Below are 20,542 nucleotides of genomic sequence, written 5' to 3'. Positions count from 1 at the left end.
ACTTGATAGGGATATAAACGCAGCAATTAATATTCTAAACCGCTGGTTCAACGGGGATAGCCTGATAAAATACTTAAATTAACCATTATTAAGTGAAAATAATTCAGGAATCCCCATCCTCTATAGGATGGGGTGGTTCAAGGCCGGTTACCATACATGGGGTAATTGGACACCAGGTTCTTCCCTCCACTTGAAAGTTTACTTTAACACAACTGAAGTGGGAGTATACAACAACAGCGCTCACATTTATTGGAAATGGAAAGATTGGGGTCCTGATGACACCCACGAGGCGCTTGAAGTATGGGCCAATGCATCAATAATCGTTGCAGAACCGGAATTTACCGTCAATAAGGTTGCTTCAAGCAACATTGTTGAGGTCGGTGACATTATAAACTACAATATTACCGTGACAAACACAGGACTTGTGAATCTTACTGGTGTCTTCGTTCAGGATAAGAATTATTCCAATGGATTGAGATATCTGGACTATACCGATAAAGATTCATGGGAGTTTGATGGTGTTGACAAATGGACTTTTGTAGGAGTTTTAGCTCCTGGTGAAAGTACAAGTCTTCTCCTTTCATTCGAAGTAACCAAAGCAGGTTTGCTAATAAACAATGTTATTGCAGGTAACGGCCTTAAAAATGAAACTCACAGTAGTGAAGCTGACGTAGAAGCAGAAGAACCGGAAGAAAACAAAACAGATGGTAATCCTGATGGTCCAGAGGGATCAGACGAAGATGAGATTCCACATGATTCTGAAAACGTGGATGATGATTCTGATAAATCCGGTGATGGTTCTGAAGAAGCAGATAATGTTTCTGGTGAAACCCAGGATGGAAATGAAGTTCAAGCTGAAACTTCAAAATCAGTGATGAACGCCACTGGTAATCCTTTATTTGTTTTGTTACTCTGTTTAATTGCTTTAGGTTTAGTTCCGTCAAGAGGTAAAAAATAAACATATGTGATTTAATCATATATTCTTTTTCTTTTTTTTAGATTTCAAATAGGAATTCTTTAAGTTTTTTTCTGTAAAAATTGATATACAATAGGTTAAGTTTATTTAACAATTTCAATAAAATAATTTACATGGATTTGCCTTTAAACATAGTCATTGGGAATGTCATTTCGCTGATTGCGGGTGTTTTCATCATTTTAAGCATGTGGGTCAATGATGAAAAGCAGGCATACAAATACCAATTCCTCAATGCTTTTATCCTGATTGTATCTTCAGTTTTCTTCTTTTCATGGACTGGTGTTGTTACCATGGCTGTTGCGGCTTCAAGAAATGCAATGGTCTATTTTGACAGGCTGACATTCGGCTGGACCATGTTTTTCATTTCTGTTTCAGTGGTATTTGGCCTTCTGGTGAATACCCTCGGGCTTGTTGGAGTTTTGCCAATCATTGCGATAATCCAGCTTTCACTGTGCAACTATTATCTAAAGACTATCAAACCGATTAAAATCAGTTTCATCGTAAACAGCGCCATTTATGTTGTCTATTTTCTTGCAATTTGGGATATTTCATCAGCTTCCATCGAAAGCTTTACAGCTCTTGTCGGATTGGTATCCCTGGCAAGGCTGATTTCCTCAGAGTCCAAGTCAGCCTAATTTGCTGATGAATTCCATGATTTTTGCCACGGTCTGGTTTTGCTGGTTTTCCGGGGTAATGTTCGCGTCATTGTCACCGGTTTGTTTTCCGTAGTATCCGAATTGGGCATGATTTCCGCCGTCAATGACATGTTCGGTCATATTGCTCATAAGAGGCTTTGCTTCATCATATGATTTTTTGTTAAGATTCCCGTCGTTTGATCCATAGATTGAGAGTGTCGGTTTTGTAATGTTTTCAGTCGGATATCCTGCAAGCAATATCAGCCCGTCACCTTTTCCCGAATGTGCCATATAGGAAGATGCAACCACTCCTCCCAAGGAATGTCCGCACAATACATATTTTGAGTAGTTAGTTGTATCGATAATCTTATTTGCTTCATTTTCGCCAAATAATGCGAGATTGAACGGCATCTCGACAAGATAGCAGTCAATGCCTTTTGAGGATAATTCGCACAGCATCGGCAAATAGGAGGTGTATTCAATTTTGGCACCGGGATAGAATATCAATGCGGTGTCGTTTCCATATCCGTTCAGAAATAATCCGTTATCAACTTTAGTGACATTAACGTCATCAGTTCCGTTCAGATAATCTGTTGCAGTCGCTTCGGCATGGCTGCAGTCCGTTAAATAATACATGGAATATGCAACGGCCAATACTGCAATCACGATAATTGCGATTTTGATTTTTTTGTTCATGGTAATATATTTTTTTCGAAACAATATTTAAATTAAACCTCAAACAGAACTAATGTCATGAAAAGACTTGCGATTTTTGATTTTGACGGAACACTGTTCGATTCGATTCATGATGTGCTGATTTGCTTCAACAGGGCACTGGCGATTCATGATTTTCCTGCACTGGCCCGTGAGGAGCTCATTCCATGCCTGGGAGGAAATATTGATGAGATTGTTTCGCTTGTTTTAAAGGACAACAGCACTCCCCAGAATGTTGAAGCGGTTAAGGAGACATATCTTGACTTGTACTATTCGTCTGAAAAGGAATTGACCGTTCCATTTCCAAAAGCCCATGGACTTTTGAGAAAACTGCAGGATGATGGGGTGATATTGGCCATCAATTCAAATCGGCTGTCAGATTCATTAGAGCATTTTGTCAATAGATTCTTCAGCGACATTGATTTTGTCCTGATTGAAGGCCACAATCTCGTTGACCCGTCAAAGCCTCATCCGTGGGGTGTTCAAAAAATATTGAAAAAGGCGGAAGTCCCTCCCGAAGATGCAATCTACATCGGGGATTCCAATACAGACATTGCCACTGCAAAAAATGCAGGAATCGATTGTGTTGTCGTAAAATGGGGTTATGGCAGTGAAAACGACTGGAAAAATGACTATATTCTTGAATCCGTTGATGACATGTGCGAGATACCAAAGTATTTTTAATCCAAAATCCAACTATTAATTATGTTATTCGTAAACTATCCCAAATGTTCAACTTGCAGAAAAGCTAAAAAATGGCTGGACGAACACAATATCGATTATGACTCAAGGCATATCATAGATGACAATCCCTCTGCCGATGAATTGCGCAAATGGTGGGAAATATCCGATTTGCCTCTCAAAAGGTTTTTCAACACAAGCGGCATGAAATATCGCGAACTCAAACTGAAGGACAAATTGTCTGACATGTCCGAAGATGAGCAGTTGGATCTTCTGGCCACTGACGGCATGCTTGTCAAAAGGCCTATTCTTGTCGGTGGTGATGTCGTGCTGGTCGGCTTTAAGGTAAATGAATGGGAAGAGAAATTATTGTAGTTTCCTAAAGAATGCAAATTTTTAAAAATCAATTGAATTTTTGAAAATATCATATTTATTTTATACTATAAGATGTATGTAACGCAAAATGTTAGTTAAAAATAGTTTTTTCAAAAAAATACATATAAAAGCATAATAATGGATACCATGCTTTTATTCTTTTTTCATTCAAGAAATTAATATGTTTTTAACAATTCAGGGATGTCTTTGATTACCCTTTCAAATCTGACCCCATAGGTGTGGCTTGGATCGTCAATGGTTTCCTCTATTGCCTTTTTGGTGAGTTCTCCGGCAATCTTTGCTGCTGAAGTAGGGCTTTTGCCAACCATGATTGATCCTACAAATGATGAGGCAAATACATCTCCGGTTCCGTGGGATATGTAATCAACTCTGTCGTTGTATACCATTTCCATTGATGATTCGTCCTTGTCCAATACAATCATTCCCATCTTATTTTCCTTGTGGGTATCTCCTTTAAGGATAACGTATTTTTTTGTAAACTCTGAAAGCTCGTTTGCCATTTCAACCATTTCTTCCTTTGTGAACTCTTCCTTCCATGGCTTGTGCAGGATGTAGCATGCCTCTGTTGTGTTTGGTAAAATGAAATCACCTATTTTACAGAGCTCACCCATTTTGTCTGCAAATTCCTGGTCGAATCCGTTGTAGAATTCGCCCTGGTCTGCCATTGCCGGGTCAACAAATACGATTCCGTCCGGTTTCAGTCTAGAGTCTATTATGTCTTTGATGTAGTCTAGTTGTTCTATTGAAGCTATGAATCCAGTGTATATCGCATCGAAATATATTCCCTCCTTTTCCCAGTGCTTTTGGATGGCCGGAAGGTCTTCTGTCAAATCCCTTACAGTAAAGTCTGTAAATCCTGAAGTGTGTGTGGATAAAACAGCGGAAGGCAATATTGCAGTCTCTATTCCGAAAGCAGATATTACAGGCAATGCAACGGTTATTGAGCACTGTCCGTAACAGGATATATCCTGAATTGTTAATATTTTTGTTGTGTCACTCATTCTTTCAACTCTAAATTAATAATATAAGTTAATTTGTATTTTTGCCTAGAAAAATATTTATATATTGGTATTGTTACCTCAAAAATCATTTTTTCAATCTGATTCTGGAATTCAAATTAACTATATAACAATAGTTATTATATATTTATAAATGTTTTCATATCATTTAAAAAAAGATAGAGATGGGTTAGAATTTTTTGATTCAACTTTTTTTTAAAGGGAATTAACTATTTAGGCTGATATCGCAATGATTTGTCAAAAAACTCTCTTAAAATCCCATGGTCATTGAATATGTATGCGTGTTGTATTTAGAGGAAAATGGGCGACCATGTTCATTTGCAATCTTTTGAATTCACCATCTCTCGAAAGTGCATTGTGCGCTTTCACTCAATAGTAGGTCAATGCTATTTAAAAAGTTTTGGTAACCGATTGGTCACCATAAACAGAAAAGTTTATATACTTCAAAAACAAGTCAATATAGCCGACTGATTTTTTGGAGGTAACTATCATGAACATCACTAAACATGTAACATCTTGTCCTATAGAATTGGTTGTAAAATTGATTAACAAAAAATGGGTAATTCAGATATTGAGAGATTTATTTTACGGTAAATCCCGTTTCTATGAATTCAAGGAAGACAAACCTGATCTTTCAAACAAGGTATTGAGCCACTGTCTGAAAGACATGGAAAACAACGGCCTGATTCAAAAGATTGTCGACAAGTGCGACAAGAAGAACGTCAGGTACATATTGACCGAAAAGGGCAAATCGCTCAACAAGGTTATATATGAAATCGCCATGGTGACCGTTGACAGCGAGAACTACTCTGATAAAATCAGAAATGACCTGAAAACAAGTTTTCAGGAAAACCTGCTTTAGGTTGAAAAATTAATATTTGGGTTTCGGTGTGGACCCTAAAAAACTACTTTTTTTCATTAACTTTAATATACAAAAGAAACTTAATTATTATTGAATAAAATATTTTAGGGGACAAAATATTGTTAGATATAAAATTATTCAGAGAAAATCCGGAAATAATTATAGACTCTGAAAAGAAGAGATTTAGAGACACTGAAAATGTTGAAAAGGTAATAGAATATGACACCTTATGGAGAGACGGTGAGAAAAAGCTCAATTCATTAAGGGCTGAGAAAAACAAATTATCCAAATCATTCAAGAAGGCTAAAGAGGAAGGCAATCTGGAAGAGGTAATTGCCAGATCCAAGGAAGTGGCAGCTGAAATCAAAGAGCTTACAGCCAAAAATGCCGATTACCTAAAGCTCAGAGATGATTACAGGTATAAGGTAGGAAACGTCATTGACGAGGACGTTCCGATTTCAGACACTGAAGATGACAATGTGGTTGTTAGAACCTACGGCGAAAAGCCGGAATTTGATTTTGAAGCTCTCAATCACGTCGATTTAATTGAATCAATTGACGGTGCAGATTTGGAGACTGCAGCTGAAATCGCAGGAGCAAGATTCTACTATCTGAAAAGAGATATTCTACACTTGAACCTGGCATTGATTCAATTTGCACTCAATGAATTGGAAAATGAAGGTTACATTCCAATGCAGACACCATTCTTTGTAAAAGGGGAAGTTGCAGCCGAAACCTCCGAACTCGGCGAGTTTGAAGAGACCCTATACAAGGTTGAAAACGAAGACATGTACCTGATTGCAACCGCTGAGCAGACCCTTGCAGCATTTCACCGTGATGAAATCATAAATCCCGATGAACTGCCGTTAAGATACTGCGCTCTTTCAACCTGCTTCAGAAAGGAAGCGGGCTCACACGGTAAGGATACCCTGGGAATTTTCAGGGTCCACCAGTTTGAAAAAATAGAACAGTTCATCTTCTCAGCACCTGAAGACTCCAAAAACCAGCATGAGAAACTGATGGAAGTGACTGAAGGAATCTATCAGAAACTTGGTCTCCCATATCAGATTATAGCTATCGTGTCCTCTGCATTGAACGACAATGCGGCCATTAAATATGACCTTGAGGCATGGTTCCCTGGATCTGAAACCTACCGTGAACTGGTTTCATGCACCAACTGTAAGGACTATCAGGCACGTAAGACCAAGACCCGTGTTGGAAGGGCAGGTTCCGGTGATGCTCAGACATTACACACCTTGAACAGTACTGCAATCGCAACCGAAAGAACAATGTGCTGTATCTTGGAAAACTATCAGCAGGCTGACGGCAGCGTTAAAGTTCCTGAAGTGTTGGTCCCTTACATGAATGGAAAAACCGTCATTGAAGCTAAAAAATAATTAATTTTAAATTTTAGTGTGTTTACACACACTTCAACTATTTTTTTTGATTGATGTAAAAAATTTATTACTTTCAATTTTCTTTTCAAAATACATTTAAACTACACATAATAAACTATTACTCATGAAGAGTAGTATCGCCAATTATCTAAATGGAAAATTCGACCCTATCGTTTTAATCAAAACCAATGAAAAGCCTGAGGACATCAAAGGTCCGAAGGAAGGACGTGGCGGATGTGTAATGTCTTTTGTTGCACAGTGTATAGCTAAAAGAAAGGCCTTTGTTTTTGGTCGTGAAAATGGAACCTGCGGAGGAATCTGGCCAGGATTTGGATGGGGAGACGGCTTTGCAACCGAAGATGCAAAGGAATTTCAGGCAACATTCCTTTCAAAAGGTGTGGATTCAGCTAAAAATAAAGAAGAATATCTTAAAAAACTTGAATCAAGACCTAAGCATGTAAAGGAAATGTTCACTGAAGGTGAAAGAATATATGAGGATTTTGAAACCGCATATGGACATATTTCATCAAGGCCAATCTATGACAGCGAGGATTATGTTGTATTCAAGCCTTTGGAAGAGCTGGATGAAGGCGAAATTCCTGATTCAGTGATATTCACAGTCAATGCATTTGAACTGATGCTCTTGCTGCAGCTTGACGGATCCCATAGGGTTGAAAGCAATCATGTTTGTGTGCCTCAATCTTCAGCCTGCCAATTGATAGGCTGTTTCACATTTGAACAGGCAGAAACCGAAGATCCTCATCTCCTTTTGGGTCCGGTTGACCTTGCGGCACGTAACCACATGAAGCATTTCATTCCGAATGATTACGTGACACTTGCAATGCCATGGAAACTGTTCATGAAACTTGAAAAGCTCAGTGAGGATAGCCTTTTCCAATCACATTTATTTAAGGATTTTGACAAATAGTTATAGTGATTATTATGAAAACAGTGGTTATTAATGCAAGTCCGAGAAGAAGATGGAACACCGCACAGGTAATGAAGGAAGCCGCCAAAGGTGCCGAATCAGCCGGTGCGGAAGTTGAATATGTTGATTTATACAAGCTTGATTTACATGGATGCATGAGCTGTCTTGTCTGCAAAAAGGCTGACAAGGACAGATGCAAATGCTATTGGAAGGATGAGCTGTCCCCATTGATTGAAAGGATTTTGGATGCTGACACATTATTGATTGGTTCTCCGATTTACTTCAACGAGCCTACCAGCCACTACCGTGCTCTTATGGAAAGGCTGATATTCTGCATATTGTCATATGACGGTTTCGGTTCATATTTTGAAGGTAAAATCAATGTTGGGCTCTTCTTTACAATGAACGCTCCTGAAGACTATTATGAGACAATGATGGAGGAATACCTGGAAAGCTCATCACAGGTCTTCGGAATGCTCAATGGTGAAGTCAAGATTTATCCTGTATTCAATACACTGCAGGTCAATGACTATTCCAAATATGCAATGGGAGCATTTGATGAGGAAGACAAGAAACTGAATCATGAAAAGCAGTTCCCGGTTGATTTGAAAAAAGCATTTGAGATTGGTGCTGAGTTGTCAAAATGAAAACAATTGTAATCAACGCAAGTCCAAGAAAGACATGGAACACTGCAGAAATCATGCAGGCAGCCCAAAAGGGTGCCGAATCTGTCGGTGCCGAAACGGAATATTTTAACCTGTATGATCTGGTCTTCAAGGGCTGCAGAAGCTGTCTTGCCTGCAAGCTCAAGACCAACACCAAGGGCAAGTGCTACTGGAATGACGACCTGACAGATGTCATAAATAAGATTTTCGATGCTGACTGTCTTTTGATTGGCTCACCGATTTACTTCGGACAGCCTACAAGCGAGTTCAGGGCATTGGTTGAAAGACTGATTTTTTGCATCATGTCCTATGATGACGGCACAAGCTATTTCACTGGCAAGGTCAATGTTGGAATATTTTATACTATGAACGCCCCTAAGGAGTTCTATGAGCAGTCCATGAAGGACAGCCTTTCAACTACCGAGTATCTCTTCTCATTTTTGAATGGGGAGATTGTAACATATCCGGTCTGCGATACTATTCAAATCAGTGATTATTCTAAATTCAACATGGCGGGCTTTTCGCAGGAGGCCAAGGAAAAGCAGTGGATTTTGCAGTTTCCGAATGATTTGGAAAAGGCATTTGAAATCGGTGCGGAGTTGAGCAAATGAAGACTGTTGTAATCAATGCGGGTCCCAAAAGAAGGGATATCAATGCGCAGCTGGCAAAATCTGCTGCAGAAGGTGCAAAGTCAGTCGGTTCGGAAGTTGAATACGTTGATTTATATAAGATTGATTTGTCTGGCTGTCGCGCTTGTCTTATATGTAAAAACGATGATGATGTCTGCAAATGCTTTTGGAGGGATGAACTGTCTCCATTGATTGAAAGGATTTTCGATGCGGATTCTCTGTTGGTTGCAGCTCCGATATTTTTCTCACAGCCTACAAGCCATTACATGGCTCTGATTGAAAGATTGATTTTTAGTCTGATTTCATACAAGGCAGGAAACAAGTTCAGGGGCAAGGTCAATGTTGGGCTTTTCTATACAGTCACCTCTCCGATGGATTATTTCGAAAAGTCTGTAAGGCCTCAGCTTAAACAGTCTGAGGATTTGCTTGGTCTTCTCAATGGGGAAGTTGTCATTGAGTCATTTTCAAATATATCCAAGAATCTAAAGTCAGATTTATCTGATGATGAGCTTAATTCAAAAGAGAATCAGTTATCTCTGGATTTAAAAAGGGTTTTTGAAATTGCTGCCGATTTAAGCAGCTAATTTTTTTTCAAATTTTTGCGTATACATTTTTTAAAAATGAATACAAACCTTTATATACTACATCGTCACAATATTTAATTGTATACAAAAATCAAATTTGTAATACAATAAATAGAGTGATAAAATGTCAAACCAAAAAAGAACTAGAAAATTTGTATTCGGAAATGAAAGATTCGGAGGTTCATATACTCCAGGAGAGTTTGAATTCACTTTCCCTGAAGATATGACCCGTGAAGACTTTGAAAAAATATTCACTCAAAAAATGGAATCCTTACACAAAAGAGGAAATGAATTTGCAGAAGAGATATTTGATCAGAAATCCAAAAGGGAAAATCTGAAACCATTAAGCATACGCGTAAAACCTCATACCAAGGAATTTTTCAAAAATCATTCTATTTTATCTCCAAGAGATGTATTGGAAATGTATGAAGAATTCAACAACGGTTCCGAAGCATTCATCAACTCATTGATTGAGGAAGAAAAGGAACTGGAAAAGGAACTGGTTGAGGTTCAGGAAAAGCTTCACAATGCAAAGCTCTTCAGAGAAAAGCTGGTTGAAATCGAGCCTGACAGTGACATTTTGACTGATGAGGGAAAATTGGCCAAACTGCAGAACCAGTATGAGGATACTGAAGTCAAGACAATCGGAAATGAGACTCCAGTTGAAAAGGCCAAAAGCGATATAATCAAGGATATTCAAATCTACAATACTCTGGATGTATGTGTTTACGGCAATGAGTATCTGATAATCACTGTCTATACCAATGCCAAACCTATTGCATACTACTTTAAAAACGAGTATTCCGATGAGGACATCTCTCAAATCATCGCTCATGTTGAAGAGTACTGCAGCGAAAATGATATAGGATTCCAATCGATCGAAAATTCAGAAATATAATTTTTTAAAGTCAAAGTGTGTTTTACACACTTCAACTATTTTTTTTGTTTTAAGTGGTGATGGTTAGTTAAGTTGCATTCATCTGTCAAAGAAGAGCAATGCTATACCTTCAATAATCAGGATGATTCCTATTATTATTGCAATATATATCGGTTGGGCCCATGCAAATGCTCCAAGAGCTATTGCGATGATTCCCATGACAAGAACCAATATTGATGTGAAAAGTGAAAATGCACTTACCCTTGATAACAGTCCGATTATACCGAAAATAATCAGTATAAATCCTATAAGATAGAATTGGATGCTTACAAGGAATGATAATGCATCAATATAGAATATGAATAGGAATCCCAGAATGATTACTATAATTCCAATTACCATTAATGGGACTGCATAGGTGTTGTTTGCATATTTTTTCATATCCAATCCGGTGTAAACTGATGAGATACCGAAAAACAGCAAACTAAATCCAACAATTATTGAAATCAGTGATTCGGATAACATTGGGAACAATATGAAAATCAGACCGACGATTATTGATAATATTCCCATGCCTTTGTTGCCGTCCATTACTGTCACCTCCATTTAGTTTATATATGTTTAAGATGTTATTTATATTATGGCAGAATTTGAAGAAATTATTAACACTAGAAGAAGCATCCGTGAATATGCAGACAGGGATGTAAGTGATGATGACATTTTGAAAATCCTTAAGGCGGGAATGCAGGCACCCGGATCAAGGCTTGGAGCCGAACCGTGGGAATTTGTTGTTGTAAAAGACAAAGAGACTCTTGCAAAGCTTGGAGAAATAAAGCCTAGGGTTACAAATGCTCCAGTTGCAATAGTGCTTGTTGCCAATATTGAAAGGTCATTTTATAAGGCAGTTTGGCAGCAGGATATGGGTGCGGCCTGTGAAAACATGTTGCTTGAAGCGGTCAACCTCGGATTGGGCGGACTCTGGAATGGAGTCGCTCCTGAAGAGGAACGCATGGAGGCAATCGGCAAAATCATAGGCATCGATGACATCGCCGATTTGAAGCCTTTCTCAATTGTCACAATCGGATATCCTGCTGACGGATGGGAAAACAAGTTCATGGACAAGTTTGATGAGGAAAGAATACACTATGAAAAATACTAGATATGACTTTAAAAGCGTAATTGACAGGACAGGTACCAATTCACTTAAATGGGAGCTTTTTGATGATGACTTGCCCATGTGGGTGGCAGACATGGACTTCAGGGTGGCTCCGGCCATTGAAGAAGCTATTCTAAAGAGGACGAAACATCCGGTATACGGCTATACGATAGTTCCCGATAATCTTTTTGAAGCCTATATTGGCTGGTGGAAGAGAAGATATGGCCTTGACATGTCAAGGAATGATATGGCATACTCAATTGGGGTAATGCCGTCAATATCATCAATGATCAGGTGCCTGACAGAAGTCGGCGATGAAATTCTGATACAATCTCCTGTATATCATGTTTTCTACTATGTGATTGAGGACAATGACCGAAAAGTCCTTGAAAACGAACTGGTCTATGAAAATGGCGAATATAAAATTGATTTCGATGATTTGGAAGAGAAACTGTCAAAGGTAGGGATGATGATACTCTGCAATCCCCACAATCCGATTGGAAAAATCTGGTCCAGAGAGGAACTTGACAGAATTGCCGATTTGTGCATAAAGCATGATGTCATTCTGATTTCCGATGAGATACACTGCGATTTGACAGATCCTGGAGTTAAGTATAATCCGTTCAAATCAGAGGATAATGTCATCAGATGTCTCTCCCCTTCAAAGTCATTCAACATTGCTGGATTTCAAAGCTCAGTGGTCCATGCCAAAAATGCTGAACTCTTGGATGAAATTAAAAAGCAGATGCACATTGACAATTCAGATTCATGCAATGTATTTGCAACGGCGGCTGTGATTGCAGCTTATGAAGAGTCTGAGGGCTGGCTGGAAGAGTTAAGGGAAGTTTTATATGAAAACAAACAAATAGTAAAGGAATTTTTAGCCAGGGAATTGCCTGTTGTCAAGCTTGTCGAGTGTGATGCGACTTACCTCCTATGGCTTGACTGTTCAGCTTTAAAGACTCCATCAAAGGTATTGTCTAAATTTTTAAGGCAGAATCAGGGCTTGTTTCTTTCTGCCGGTAGCGATTTTGGCCAAAACGGGGATGATTTCTTGAGATTGAACATAGCATGCCCTCAAAAACTGTTGAATGAGGGACTGCTGAAACTTAAATCAGGTGTCATCGCTCTTAATAACATCAACAGGTTGTCTAAAAACATATAATAATGGTTAAAGGTGAGTTAATGACTAAACAATGTTTTTACTGCAGCTATCCGAACAGGGACGATGCGACACGATGCATCAACTGCGGATTGGCACTGGATACATACTGGGATAAATCAGAAAACCGGCCGGAATTGGTTAAAAAACCAAAGAAATGATCAATCAAGTGGATTCATTAGATGATGGATACATAAACTTTTTTTTTTAATTAGTCTAGAACCTGTAAAGTTTAATCAAAATTTCTTCATGAAACGTACGGTTTTTTTTTAATTATTTTTTTCACAAATTATATATAATTTTTATTTAGTTAAATATAATTATAGAAATAATTTTAATTTGTGGTTTAGATGGAAAATAATAGGATTATCATTATATTGTTATGCATAATCATCGCAATTCTTGTTGTTGGTGTCTTTGTGTTTTCAGAAATGGCAAAAGAGGATTCCAATCTTTCAATTGCAGATAAAGAAATCAATGTTGGAGACTCCCTGGTTGTTGTACTGACCGACAGCAGTGGCAAGCCTATCGCCAATCAAACTGTTAACGTAAAGTTAACTGACAAGGACGGAACAGTGATTGATGAGGACATAACAACCAATTCCAAAGGAAAAGCGAAATTTAAGATGGAGGAAAAAGGAAAATATTCTGTTGAGTGCAAGTTTGATGGAAACGGCCAGTATGCATCAAGTTCTATTGCAGATAAAGTCAGTGTTAAAAAAGCGACTACTGAGGAGGTCAGTGGGGAACAAACCTCAACAACAACTCACACCAGCAAATATGCTCCTAACGGAGGAATATATCCTGAATATGGGCCGGAAGTCGATTCACATGGAATAACAAGGGAATATGCAATTGCACATGATATGCATTATGTCGAAATCACTGTTGACGGCGACAGACCTGGAGAAATGGTGACTGTTGGAGGTTATACAAGAGCTGATCCTAATACAGGATACTATCATACATAATTGGGGGGGGATTAAAATGGAAAACAAAAATATAATTATGATATTGCTTGTAATCATTGTCATTCTTTTAATTGCTATTGGAGTAATGTTTTTTAATCCGATTAATGCAAAAGAGCCTTGTAAGATTAAGATTACAAGTGATAAGGAGCAGTATGAAGGTGGAGAATTATCAATCAAGTTGACTGATTTGAATAAGACTCCGATTTCAAAGGAAATTATTAATGTCACCATTACCAACAAAAAGGGTAAGGTGGTAGTTGATGAGGTTATTAAAACCGATTCTAAAGGTAAGGCTAAGCTTGATTTGGATTTGAAAAAGGGTAAATATACTGTTAATGTTACTTATGGTGGAAATGATAACTATACTGGAAATAGTTCTTCCCAGAAATTGGAAATTAAAGAGGCAGTTACTGAAGCAACAGTATCATCATCAAGTGATTCTGCTTCTACCTCACAAAATAGTGTAAGGGAAGAATATCTTACAACTCCTGATGGATGGAACCCTGGGGAACATGAAGTCTCTCGTGATTCAATAGGGGATGGAAGAGAAAGAGTGCATTACGATGATGGTTATTTTAGAGTAGTTGATCAAGATGGAAATATTGTTACACATGGATGGGAATAACTTTTATTAGGTGGGGCATATATGGAAAACAGAAACATAATCATAATTTTAGTTGCTGTAGTTATTGTTCTTGCAGTTGTTGCAGGAGCAATGTTTTTGCAGTCTAGCAATGCTAAAGAGCCAACTAAAGTAAAGATTACAAGTGATAAGGAGCAGTATGAAGGAGGAAAACTAAAAATACAATTGACCGACTTAAATAAAACTGCATTATCAAAAGAAAAAGTAAATATTTTGGTAAAAAATAAAAAGGGCAAAGTCGTTGTAAATGAAACGGTGAAAACTAACTCCAAAGGTAAGGCTAAGCTTGATTTGGATTTGAAAAAGGGTGAATATAAAGTTAAAGTTATCTATAAAGGTAATGAAAATTACACTGGTAATAATACAACACAGAAATTGAAAATCAAGGAAGAAGTAAAAGAAACTGTTATTGAATCATCTAGTTCTGATTCAGGGGGTTATGATAAATATTCTCAACAGTATGGCACATATATAAAGCAGTATACTGATTCAAATGGTATACAGCATATTGATGGTGCTAACGGTATGCATGAGAGTTATGATCCTAGTACTGGTTTGTTATCAGGTGTAGATAGTAATGGTAATGAATATCAGGATTATATGCGTTAGGATAATATTCATGTTTTTTTTTAAAGTGTTCAATTAGGTGGACACAATTAAACAAAAAGTTTAAAAAACAGGATTATTATAGTTTTATCCATGGAATTGAATTGAATAAAATTGAATCAGATGCCTATTATAATGAGGTTTTGGCGATTGTTTCCGATTATAAGAAGCTGGTAAAAAATCCCCGACAAAAAATTAAAGGATTGACTAGGCAGGCAGTTACATTGACTGTCATCGCACTGGCTTTTCTTGTAATCTTTTTAGCATTGTATCTCCAGAACCGAAGCAATTCCTTGTATTTGATTGTGGTTGCGATATTTGCAATTGCATTCGTTTTGGGCATAATATATAATGTTTTGATTAGAAGAAGAATTTCAAAGCTTAAGAACAGGGGTTCCTTTAGGAAACTGGTAATTGAGGATGATTATGTTGAATTGACTGTGGGAAATGAAAAGTCAAGACTTGAAATGTCTGAAATTCAATATGTTTTAATAAATAAATATTCAATATCTTTTATTCCGAACAAGGTCAATCTTACATTAATATCTATTGGAATAAGTTATCGGGAAGATGTTTTAAATAATTTTTCCCATAAAGAACTTATTATTGACAATTCCAGTCTGTATCAATGAAATTTTGAATCAACCAATCAGATATGCTGATGTCAGAGTCATATCTGATTATTTCATCTTTTTTAAACCATTTTGCCTTGACGATCTCATCACCGTCAACTTTAATATTACCTGATTCGTATTCGGCAGTAAATCCGAGCATCAGTGAATTTGGAAATGGCCAGGATTGGCTTTTCATGTATTTCAGATTTTTTATTCTGATTCCTACCTCTTCTAAAACCTCACGATGAACAGCTTCTTCTATTGCTTCACCAGGTTCCACAAATCCAGCTATCAGTGCATATCTGATAGTTTCATGGTAGCTGTGCTTTGCCATGAGTAATTCGTCATCATTTCTTATGGCCACAATAATTGCAGGAGCGATGCGAGGATAATGGTTTTGGCCGCACTCAGGGCATTTTAACATCATGTCTTTTTCATCTAATTGAGTCTTGGCTCCACATCTTCCGCAAAACCTGTGTGATATATACCAATCGTTTATCAAAACAGCTTTTCCTGCAATATGGTACAGGTCATGATCAAATTCATAGACCTCCATCAGGTTATGGAATGTCCCGTCCCCATTGGCATTAACCACGAATGCTTTCATTCCTTTATACATTCCAATAAACAAACAAAAATTAACTTCAAACTCATTTAAATCTTTTGGCAATCTTTTATCTTCATCCAGATACAATTCTCTGTTTTCATTAAAAATAAATAGGTAATCGTCATTATCGGGAGTGATTTCATCACTAAAATCGATTTGGTAGTTTTCATATAGGGATTTTTCAATCATGTTAAATGATATGTTTTAATCGTTATTAAAACTGTAGTGAAGAATTTCAATGTAAATTATATAAGAAATCAAATACAAAGATAATAATGGTGATATTTAATGGTATCTGAAAATATGGAAAAAGCTTTAAATGGTCAATTGAATGCTGAAATCTACTCAGGTTATTTATATTTGTCCATGGCATCTTACTTTGAAGATGAAGACTTAGCAGGATTTGCTAACTGGATGAGAGTACAAGCAGAAGAAGAATTAGAGCATGGAATGAAATTCTATGACTACATTATCAGAAGAGGAGCTTCAGTAACCTTGACTGAAATCGAAGGACCTCAAACCGAATGGGACTCCCCAGTAGCTGCATTCGAACATGTCTTAGAACATGAGAAAAAAGTATCAGGATTAATTGATGACCTTGTTGATTTAGCAATCGAAGAAAAAGACCACGCAACCAACAACTTCCTACAATGGTTTGTCGAAGAGCAAGTCGAAGAGGAAGAAAACGCTATGGAGTTAGTTGCCAAAATCAAATTGGCTGATGGCGACAACAGATTGATTTATGAATTGAACAAGGAATTAGGTGCACGTTCACCATCCGAAGACTAGATTTAATCTAGTCTTAACTTATTTTTTTTAGGTGTTTAAATGAATTATCCGAAAGAACCGACAAGCGAAGCCCAGGTTGACTCAACAGAATATGAGTGCGAACTTTTAGGCAGGAATGATTTAGGCAGCGTCCATCTGCACGGTCCTTTTGGAGATAAAGACTCGAAGGTTAAAATAGCTTATGTGATTGGAATGCATCCTCTGGAAAGCAAGTCCCACAGAGCTTTGTTTGAAAAGTTAACCTCAAAAAACGATTTAAAAAATTGCTATTACCTGTACAACATCAATGTCAATGATGATTCCTCAGAAACGGAAGGTCGTCTTGAGGGCCAGCTCCTTGCACAGGAATTCATCAGAGATGACATAATAGGCAAGGAATACGATTTGTTTTTGGATATCCACTCAAACCGTGGACCTCAGGGTCCGGGAGACTATCAGATAACCAATTTCGTCTTTGCACCGGGCTTTGACGATAAGTCATCCGAATACATGAACCGTATTATTGACAATATGGATGAAATCGTATATTATGCTCCGGAATTCAGATCAAGCCCACCATACATAACAGAACCGACAGCAGATGCAGGAATACCTACACTGGTCTATGAATGCTATTCTTCAGAAGATTTTGAGTTCACATGCATGCTGGCGGAAAAGTTGGTCAGTGTTGTCGATGGTCTGTTTTAGGTAGTTAATATATACTATTGAACCTAATACTATTAATTATGAAAAAGCAACTTGTGTACTTAGTCGGAATAGTATTAACTATTTTTGACATACTCTTTTTGTCATACATTACATTTTATCCCGTTGACACTTCGTTCAAGGTTAATGTTATTATCTTTGACTTGTTGTTATGTGCAGTTTTCTGGATCGAATTTCTATACAGTCTTAAAAAGTCAGATGACCGGAAGGAATATCTGAAAAATAACTCTTTGAGCATTTTGGGAATGCTTCCGTTCAATTCTGTGTTTATGAGATTATTGAGATTCGTCAAGCTTGCCCAATTGATTAAGATTTTCATTCTGATTCGCGATGACGAAAAGATATTTGCGGACTTTTTGAAAAAGACTTATCTGGACAAGATAATTGCAATAACAATCGTATTCATTGTCATTGTCACCATTCTCGTTTGGCAGGTTGATTCAAATATCATCGACTTTAGAACAGCTATCTGGTACACTTTTGTTTCAATGACCAGTACAGGATATGGTGATGTCGTTCCGGCCTCAAGTTCAGGCAGGCTGATAGGCATTGTGGCAATGGTTGGAGGCATCATAATCTTTTCCCTCATCACTGCAATAATCTCATCGGCATATGTTTCAAAGTTGAACAGGGATAAGCGCAATGACCTAGAATCCAAGATTGATTATTTGACCTCTGAGGTTGAAAAATTGAACGAAAAAATTGATGAAATGAATAAACGGTAGATTTTTTTTACAAAATGTTATATATATTTAAAAACAAATATTTTATAGTAATTTAAGGATGTGAAAAAATGATTATAAGAGCACCTTCAAGAATACATATGTCCCTTATTGACTTGAACGGGTCATATAGAAGAGTCGATGGTGGTATTGGTCTAGCATTAGCTGATCCACAATTTGTATTGGAAGTTGAGAAAATCGATAGCGGTATTGAGCTTGAATTTGCAGATACCGTAACAGATGAGGAAGCGATTTTGGAATGTCAGGAAAAAATCCCTGATGCCGCTCAAAAGACAATTGAGCACTTTGATATAGATTCAGGTTTCAGATTTATTGTACATAATACTTATCCTCCGCATTCAGGATTTGGAAGCGGAACCCAAATAGCAGTTTCAACAGCTCATTTGATTACTGAAACAATGGGCATTGAAGTGGAAAGTCGTGAATTAAGTGCGATTGTTGGAAGGGGAGGAACTTCCGGTATCGGAACCTACACTCACGATTTGGGAGGATTCATCCTGGATGGCGGACACAGCAAAGAGGAAAAACCTTTGTTCTTGCCTTCAGGTGCTTCACAGGCAAAGCCTGCAACATTGATTGCAAGATATGATTTTCCGGAAGAATGGAACATTTTAATCGCAATTCCATACATTGAAAAGCATGTGGAAGGTGATGATGAGGTGGATGTGTTCCAGACATACTGTCCTATTCCAAAAGAGGAAGTTGAACAGGTATCTCATCTGATTTTAATGAACCTTGTTCCTTTCATGCTTGAAAAGGACATCAAAAATTTCGGATGGGCTGTAAGCGAACTTCAAAAAGTTGGTTTCAACAAGTTGGAACACTCACTTGATGCAAGCTATCTTCCTACAATGAAAGCCATTGAAGAGGCTGGCGCATACGGTGTTGGAATCTCATCATTCGGACCGGTTCTCTACACCATGTTTGATGAATCAAATGCAGATATTGTAGAAAAAACCAAGGAAATCATTGGTGATAAGGGTACTGTATTTGTCACCAAGGCGCAAAACCATGGTTTTGTCATTGAAAAGTAAACATTAGAATTAATTTTTTAAGGGTGTTGGTATGAGCAGTAAAAATAGAGTGACAAAGTTAAAAAGAAAAAATATGGTTTTTCTTCTGATTTTTTTTGTATTGCTCATATCTAATATTTTTCTTTATTACTCATTTTTAAATTATTATTTTAGTCATCATTTGGTCAATGTCTCATTCACTGTATTAAATAATCTTTTGACTATGGGTGCGGCAATCATAATTTTCGGATTCATTTCAACAAGGCTGCCTCAATTCAGGAATTTGAGGGACAGCTCGATTTATGAAATAGGATATCTGATTATTATCGGAATTTTCAGTATAGTCATTTCCATTTTTAATCAGAGTACCCATTCAGCGGAATTTCTCATGCCGTTTTTAAACATGTTTAAGGTATTGTCCGTCGTGCTTATATTTATGCTTATTGCAACCAAAACAAAATCATTTAATAATATACTGCATAGAGAGTTCACTAAAAAGGATCTGTTCATTGCTTTCGTGATTTTCAGCATTCTGGGCTGTCTTGCATCAAGGTATACAATTCCGGTAAACAGCTCTTTTGCCAATGTCAGAAATCTTATAATTCTGATTGCAGGTTTGTTCGGCGGACCTTATGTTGGAATTCCTGCAGGAATAGTTTCCGGAGGATTCAGGTTTTTTGCAGGTGGTACTACTGCCCTGCCGTGTTCTTTGGCTACGGTGATTGCAGGATTTCTTGGAAGTTTAATCAATATTCTGAATGATGGAAAATTCCCTAAAGGAAGGTCTGCGGTTATTCTGATGTTCTTATATGTGGGATTTGAGATGGCTCTAATTATTTGGCTGACTCCTCCGAACATTTCAATCGTATACATTAATGACATTTATCCTCTTATGCTGTTTGGCGGCGTGATGGGTATGATTCTATGTGTCATGATTTTTAGAGAAGTAAAATCTGATAATGAATTCAGCTATGAAAAGCTGGAAATCAAGGAACTTGAAAATACACTGGAATCATATCAGGATGAACTTGAAAAACTGCAAGAGGATGTTGAACTCTTAAAAAAGAAAAATGATATAGAATAAGTACTTTTTTTTAAAAAAAGGAAGTTATAATTAGACTAAAAAAACACTAAAATAAAAAATAAAATAGGGGTAGTGGATAAAAATCC

27 protein-coding genes are annotated in these 20,542 nt (G+C 37.3%); 23 read left to right on the top strand and 4 right to left on the bottom strand.

Going from position 1 to position 20,542, the window contains the following annotated elements:
- The first annotated feature begins 127 nt into the window (after positions 1–127).
- Together ACJMML_RS00480 and ACJMML_RS00475 are read left to right on the top strand one after the other, a co-directional pair.
- Positions 128–958, top strand: coding sequence for a hypothetical protein (locus tag ACJMML_RS00480; protein WP_405305479.1), 831 nt, complete (start codon positions 128–130; stop codon positions 956–958).
- A 131-nt stretch (positions 959–1,089) separates the two neighbouring features.
- Positions 1,090–1,611, top strand: a complete 522-nt coding sequence (locus tag ACJMML_RS00475) for a YgjV family protein (protein ID WP_405305478.1) — start codon at positions 1,090–1,092, stop codon at positions 1,609–1,611.
- Here the strand turns inward: ACJMML_RS00475 and ACJMML_RS00470 are convergent.
- Positions 1,603–2,307 (bottom strand): alpha/beta hydrolase, encoded by a 705-nt coding sequence (locus ACJMML_RS00470; RefSeq protein ID WP_405305477.1) that lies wholly within the window; start codon positions 2,305–2,307, stop codon positions 1,603–1,605. The genes ACJMML_RS00475 and ACJMML_RS00470 overlap by 9 nt on opposite strands.
- Before the next feature lie 57 nt (positions 2,308–2,364).
- Here ACJMML_RS00470 and ACJMML_RS00465 point away from each other — a divergent pair, with 57 nt between their 5' ends.
- On the top strand, positions 2,365–3,009 hold the full coding sequence (locus tag ACJMML_RS00465; RefSeq protein WP_405305476.1) for an HAD family hydrolase: 645 nt from the start codon (positions 2,365–2,367) through the stop codon (positions 3,007–3,009).
- A gap of 21 nt (positions 3,010–3,030) precedes the next feature.
- Positions 3,031–3,381: an arsenate reductase family protein gene (locus ACJMML_RS00460; RefSeq protein WP_405305475.1), complete on the top strand. Its 351-nt coding sequence runs from the start codon at positions 3,031–3,033 to the stop codon at positions 3,379–3,381.
- A 176-nt stretch (positions 3,382–3,557) separates the two neighbouring features.
- Here ACJMML_RS00460 and ACJMML_RS00455 read toward each other — a convergent pair whose 3' ends face one another.
- Positions 3,558–4,403: a pyridoxamine kinase gene (locus ACJMML_RS00455; protein WP_405305474.1), complete on the bottom strand. Its 846-nt coding sequence runs from the start codon at positions 4,401–4,403 to the stop codon at positions 3,558–3,560.
- Between the two features lie 508 nt (positions 4,404–4,911).
- On the opposite strand from ACJMML_RS00455, the gene ACJMML_RS00450 reads away from it, so the two are divergent.
- The 7 genes from ACJMML_RS00450 (at position 4,912) to ACJMML_RS00420 (ending at position 10,384) form a co-directional block, all read left to right on the top strand.
- Positions 4,912–5,283: a winged helix-turn-helix transcriptional regulator gene (locus tag ACJMML_RS00450; RefSeq protein WP_405305473.1), complete on the top strand. Its 372-nt coding sequence runs from the start codon at positions 4,912–4,914 to the stop codon at positions 5,281–5,283.
- A gap of 119 nt (positions 5,284–5,402) precedes the next feature.
- Complete coding sequence (gene serS / locus ACJMML_RS00445) at positions 5,403–6,680, top strand: serine--tRNA ligase (protein ID WP_405305472.1); 1,278 nt, start codon at positions 5,403–5,405, stop codon at positions 6,678–6,680.
- A 124-nt stretch (positions 6,681–6,804) separates the two neighbouring features.
- Positions 6,805–7,608, top strand: coding sequence for a DUF169 domain-containing protein (locus ACJMML_RS00440; protein WP_405305471.1), 804 nt, complete (start codon positions 6,805–6,807; stop codon positions 7,606–7,608).
- 14 nt (positions 7,609–7,622) lie between these two features.
- Positions 7,623–8,255 (top strand): flavodoxin family protein, encoded by a 633-nt coding sequence (locus ACJMML_RS00435; RefSeq protein ID WP_330025466.1) that lies wholly within the window; start codon positions 7,623–7,625, stop codon positions 8,253–8,255.
- The gene (locus ACJMML_RS00430) at positions 8,252–8,884 is read left to right on the top strand and encodes a flavodoxin family protein (RefSeq protein ID WP_405305470.1); all 633 of its coding nucleotides are present in this window, start codon (positions 8,252–8,254) and stop codon (positions 8,882–8,884) included. The genes ACJMML_RS00435 and ACJMML_RS00430 overlap by 4 nt, the downstream gene beginning before the upstream one ends.
- Positions 8,881–9,486 carry a flavodoxin family protein gene (locus ACJMML_RS00425; RefSeq protein WP_405305469.1) on the top strand — a complete coding sequence of 202 codons (606 nt, stop codon included), beginning with the start codon at positions 8,881–8,883 and terminating at the stop codon, positions 9,484–9,486. The genes ACJMML_RS00430 and ACJMML_RS00425 overlap by 4 nt, the downstream gene beginning before the upstream one ends.
- 124 nt (positions 9,487–9,610) lie before the next feature.
- The gene (locus tag ACJMML_RS00420) at positions 9,611–10,384 is read left to right on the top strand and encodes a hypothetical protein (RefSeq protein WP_405305468.1); all 774 of its coding nucleotides are present in this window, start codon (positions 9,611–9,613) and stop codon (positions 10,382–10,384) included.
- Positions 10,385–10,462: 78 nt separating this feature from the next.
- On the opposite strand, the gene ACJMML_RS00415 is transcribed toward ACJMML_RS00420, so the two are convergent.
- The gene (locus ACJMML_RS00415; protein ID WP_405305467.1) at positions 10,463–10,954 is read right to left on the bottom strand and encodes a DUF308 domain-containing protein; all 492 of its coding nucleotides are present in this window, start codon (positions 10,952–10,954) and stop codon (positions 10,463–10,465) included.
- Between the two features lie 49 nt (positions 10,955–11,003).
- Between ACJMML_RS00415 and ACJMML_RS00410 the strand changes: the two genes are divergently transcribed.
- The 7 genes from ACJMML_RS00410 (at position 11,004) to ACJMML_RS00380 (ending at position 15,533) form a co-directional block, all read left to right on the top strand.
- Positions 11,004–11,522: a nitroreductase family protein gene (locus tag ACJMML_RS00410; RefSeq protein ID WP_405305466.1), complete on the top strand. Its 519-nt coding sequence runs from the start codon at positions 11,004–11,006 to the stop codon at positions 11,520–11,522.
- A complete protein-coding gene (locus ACJMML_RS00405) occupies positions 11,509–12,684 on the top strand; it encodes a MalY/PatB family protein (RefSeq protein ID WP_405305465.1) in 1,176 nt (391 codons plus the stop codon). The genes ACJMML_RS00410 and ACJMML_RS00405 overlap by 14 nt, the downstream gene beginning before the upstream one ends.
- 20 nt (positions 12,685–12,704) lie before the next feature.
- On the top strand, positions 12,705–12,842 hold the full coding sequence (locus ACJMML_RS00400) for a hypothetical protein (RefSeq protein ID WP_405305464.1): 138 nt from the start codon (positions 12,705–12,707) through the stop codon (positions 12,840–12,842).
- A 189-nt stretch (positions 12,843–13,031) separates the two neighbouring features.
- Positions 13,032–13,652: a hypothetical protein gene (locus tag ACJMML_RS00395; protein ID WP_405305463.1), complete on the top strand. Its 621-nt coding sequence runs from the start codon at positions 13,032–13,034 to the stop codon at positions 13,650–13,652.
- Positions 13,653–13,668: 16 nt separating this feature from the next.
- Positions 13,669–14,277 carry an Ig-like domain-containing protein gene (locus ACJMML_RS00390; protein WP_405305462.1) on the top strand — a complete coding sequence of 203 codons (609 nt, stop codon included), beginning with the start codon at positions 13,669–13,671 and terminating at the stop codon, positions 14,275–14,277.
- Between the two features lie 21 nt (positions 14,278–14,298).
- Positions 14,299–14,904 carry a hypothetical protein gene (locus ACJMML_RS00385; RefSeq protein WP_405305461.1) on the top strand — a complete coding sequence of 202 codons (606 nt, stop codon included), beginning with the start codon at positions 14,299–14,301 and terminating at the stop codon, positions 14,902–14,904.
- Between the two features lie 101 nt (positions 14,905–15,005).
- Positions 15,006–15,533, top strand: a complete 528-nt coding sequence (locus ACJMML_RS00380; protein ID WP_405305460.1) for a hypothetical protein — start codon at positions 15,006–15,008, stop codon at positions 15,531–15,533.
- Here ACJMML_RS00380 and nudC read toward each other — a convergent pair.
- Entirely contained in the window at positions 15,505–16,311 is an 807-nt protein-coding gene (nudC, locus tag ACJMML_RS00375; RefSeq protein ID WP_405305459.1) for an NAD(+) diphosphatase, read from the bottom strand. The genes ACJMML_RS00380 and nudC overlap by 29 nt on opposite strands.
- A gap of 99 nt (positions 16,312–16,410) precedes the next feature.
- On the opposite strand from nudC, the gene ACJMML_RS00370 reads away from it, so the two are divergent.
- From ACJMML_RS00370 to ACJMML_RS00350, 5 genes are all read left to right on the top strand, one after another.
- Positions 16,411–16,911, top strand: coding sequence for a ferritin (locus ACJMML_RS00370; protein ID WP_405305458.1), 501 nt, complete (start codon positions 16,411–16,413; stop codon positions 16,909–16,911).
- 39 nt (positions 16,912–16,950) lie between these two features.
- On the top strand, positions 16,951–17,598 hold the full coding sequence (locus ACJMML_RS00365) for an adhesin (RefSeq protein WP_405305457.1): 648 nt from the start codon (positions 16,951–16,953) through the stop codon (positions 17,596–17,598).
- A 38-nt stretch (positions 17,599–17,636) separates the two neighbouring features.
- Entirely contained in the window at positions 17,637–18,341 is a 705-nt protein-coding gene (locus ACJMML_RS00360) for a potassium channel family protein (RefSeq protein ID WP_405305456.1), read from the top strand.
- A 68-nt stretch (positions 18,342–18,409) separates the two neighbouring features.
- Positions 18,410–19,393: a beta-ribofuranosylaminobenzene 5'-phosphate synthase gene (locus tag ACJMML_RS00355; RefSeq protein WP_405305455.1), complete on the top strand. Its 984-nt coding sequence runs from the start codon at positions 18,410–18,412 to the stop codon at positions 19,391–19,393.
- A 160-nt stretch (positions 19,394–19,553) separates the two neighbouring features.
- Positions 19,554–20,456 (top strand): LytS/YhcK type 5TM receptor domain-containing protein, encoded by a 903-nt coding sequence (locus ACJMML_RS00350; protein WP_405305454.1) that lies wholly within the window; start codon positions 19,554–19,556, stop codon positions 20,454–20,456.
- Positions 20,457–20,542 lie beyond the last annotated feature (86 nt).

Origin of the sequence: Methanobrevibacter sp. (assembly GCF_045130115.1) — an archaeon.
Taxonomy (GTDB): Archaea; Methanobacteriota; Methanobacteria; order Methanobacteriales; family Methanobacteriaceae; genus Methanocatella.
The sequence above is the reverse complement of the archived record's forward strand: the minus strand, read 5'-3'. Positions and strand labels throughout refer to the sequence as shown.

Coding starts and splice junctions, on each gene's coding strand:
- ACJMML_RS00480 (WP_405305479.1), top strand. CDS start 128: ATGGGGTGGTTCAAGGCCGGTTACCATACATGGGGTAATTGGACACCA.
- ACJMML_RS00475 (WP_405305478.1), top strand. CDS start 1,090: ATGGATTTGCCTTTAAACATAGTCATTGGGAATGTCATTTCGCTGATT.
- ACJMML_RS00470 (WP_405305477.1), bottom strand. CDS start 2,307: ATGAACAAAAAAATCAAAATCGCAATTATCGTGATTGCAGTATTGGCC.
- ACJMML_RS00465 (WP_405305476.1), top strand. CDS start 2,365: ATGAAAAGACTTGCGATTTTTGATTTTGACGGAACACTGTTCGATTCG.
- ACJMML_RS00460 (WP_405305475.1), top strand. CDS start 3,031: ATGTTATTCGTAAACTATCCCAAATGTTCAACTTGCAGAAAAGCTAAA.
- ACJMML_RS00455 (WP_405305474.1), bottom strand. CDS start 4,403: ATGAGTGACACAACAAAAATATTAACAATTCAGGATATATCCTGTTAC.
- ACJMML_RS00450 (WP_405305473.1), top strand. CDS start 4,912: ATGAACATCACTAAACATGTAACATCTTGTCCTATAGAATTGGTTGTA.
- ACJMML_RS00440 (WP_405305471.1), top strand. CDS start 6,805: ATGAAGAGTAGTATCGCCAATTATCTAAATGGAAAATTCGACCCTATC.
- ACJMML_RS00435 (WP_330025466.1), top strand. CDS start 7,623: ATGAAAACAGTGGTTATTAATGCAAGTCCGAGAAGAAGATGGAACACC.
- ACJMML_RS00430 (WP_405305470.1), top strand. CDS start 8,252: ATGAAAACAATTGTAATCAACGCAAGTCCAAGAAAGACATGGAACACT.
- ACJMML_RS00425 (WP_405305469.1), top strand. CDS start 8,881: ATGAAGACTGTTGTAATCAATGCGGGTCCCAAAAGAAGGGATATCAAT.
- ACJMML_RS00420 (WP_405305468.1), top strand. CDS start 9,611: ATGTCAAACCAAAAAAGAACTAGAAAATTTGTATTCGGAAATGAAAGA.
- ACJMML_RS00415 (WP_405305467.1), bottom strand. CDS start 10,954: ATGGACGGCAACAAAGGCATGGGAATATTATCAATAATCGTCGGTCTG.
- ACJMML_RS00410 (WP_405305466.1), top strand. CDS start 11,004: ATGGCAGAATTTGAAGAAATTATTAACACTAGAAGAAGCATCCGTGAA.
- ACJMML_RS00405 (WP_405305465.1), top strand. CDS start 11,509: ATGAAAAATACTAGATATGACTTTAAAAGCGTAATTGACAGGACAGGT.
- ACJMML_RS00400 (WP_405305464.1), top strand. CDS start 12,705: ATGACTAAACAATGTTTTTACTGCAGCTATCCGAACAGGGACGATGCG.
- ACJMML_RS00395 (WP_405305463.1), top strand. CDS start 13,032: ATGGAAAATAATAGGATTATCATTATATTGTTATGCATAATCATCGCA.
- ACJMML_RS00390 (WP_405305462.1), top strand. CDS start 13,669: ATGGAAAACAAAAATATAATTATGATATTGCTTGTAATCATTGTCATT.
- ACJMML_RS00385 (WP_405305461.1), top strand. CDS start 14,299: ATGGAAAACAGAAACATAATCATAATTTTAGTTGCTGTAGTTATTGTT.
- nudC (WP_405305459.1), bottom strand. CDS start 16,311: ATGATTGAAAAATCCCTATATGAAAACTACCAAATCGATTTTAGTGAT.
- ACJMML_RS00370 (WP_405305458.1), top strand. CDS start 16,411: ATGGTATCTGAAAATATGGAAAAAGCTTTAAATGGTCAATTGAATGCT.
- ACJMML_RS00365 (WP_405305457.1), top strand. CDS start 16,951: ATGAATTATCCGAAAGAACCGACAAGCGAAGCCCAGGTTGACTCAACA.
- ACJMML_RS00360 (WP_405305456.1), top strand. CDS start 17,637: ATGAAAAAGCAACTTGTGTACTTAGTCGGAATAGTATTAACTATTTTT.
- ACJMML_RS00355 (WP_405305455.1), top strand. CDS start 18,410: ATGATTATAAGAGCACCTTCAAGAATACATATGTCCCTTATTGACTTG.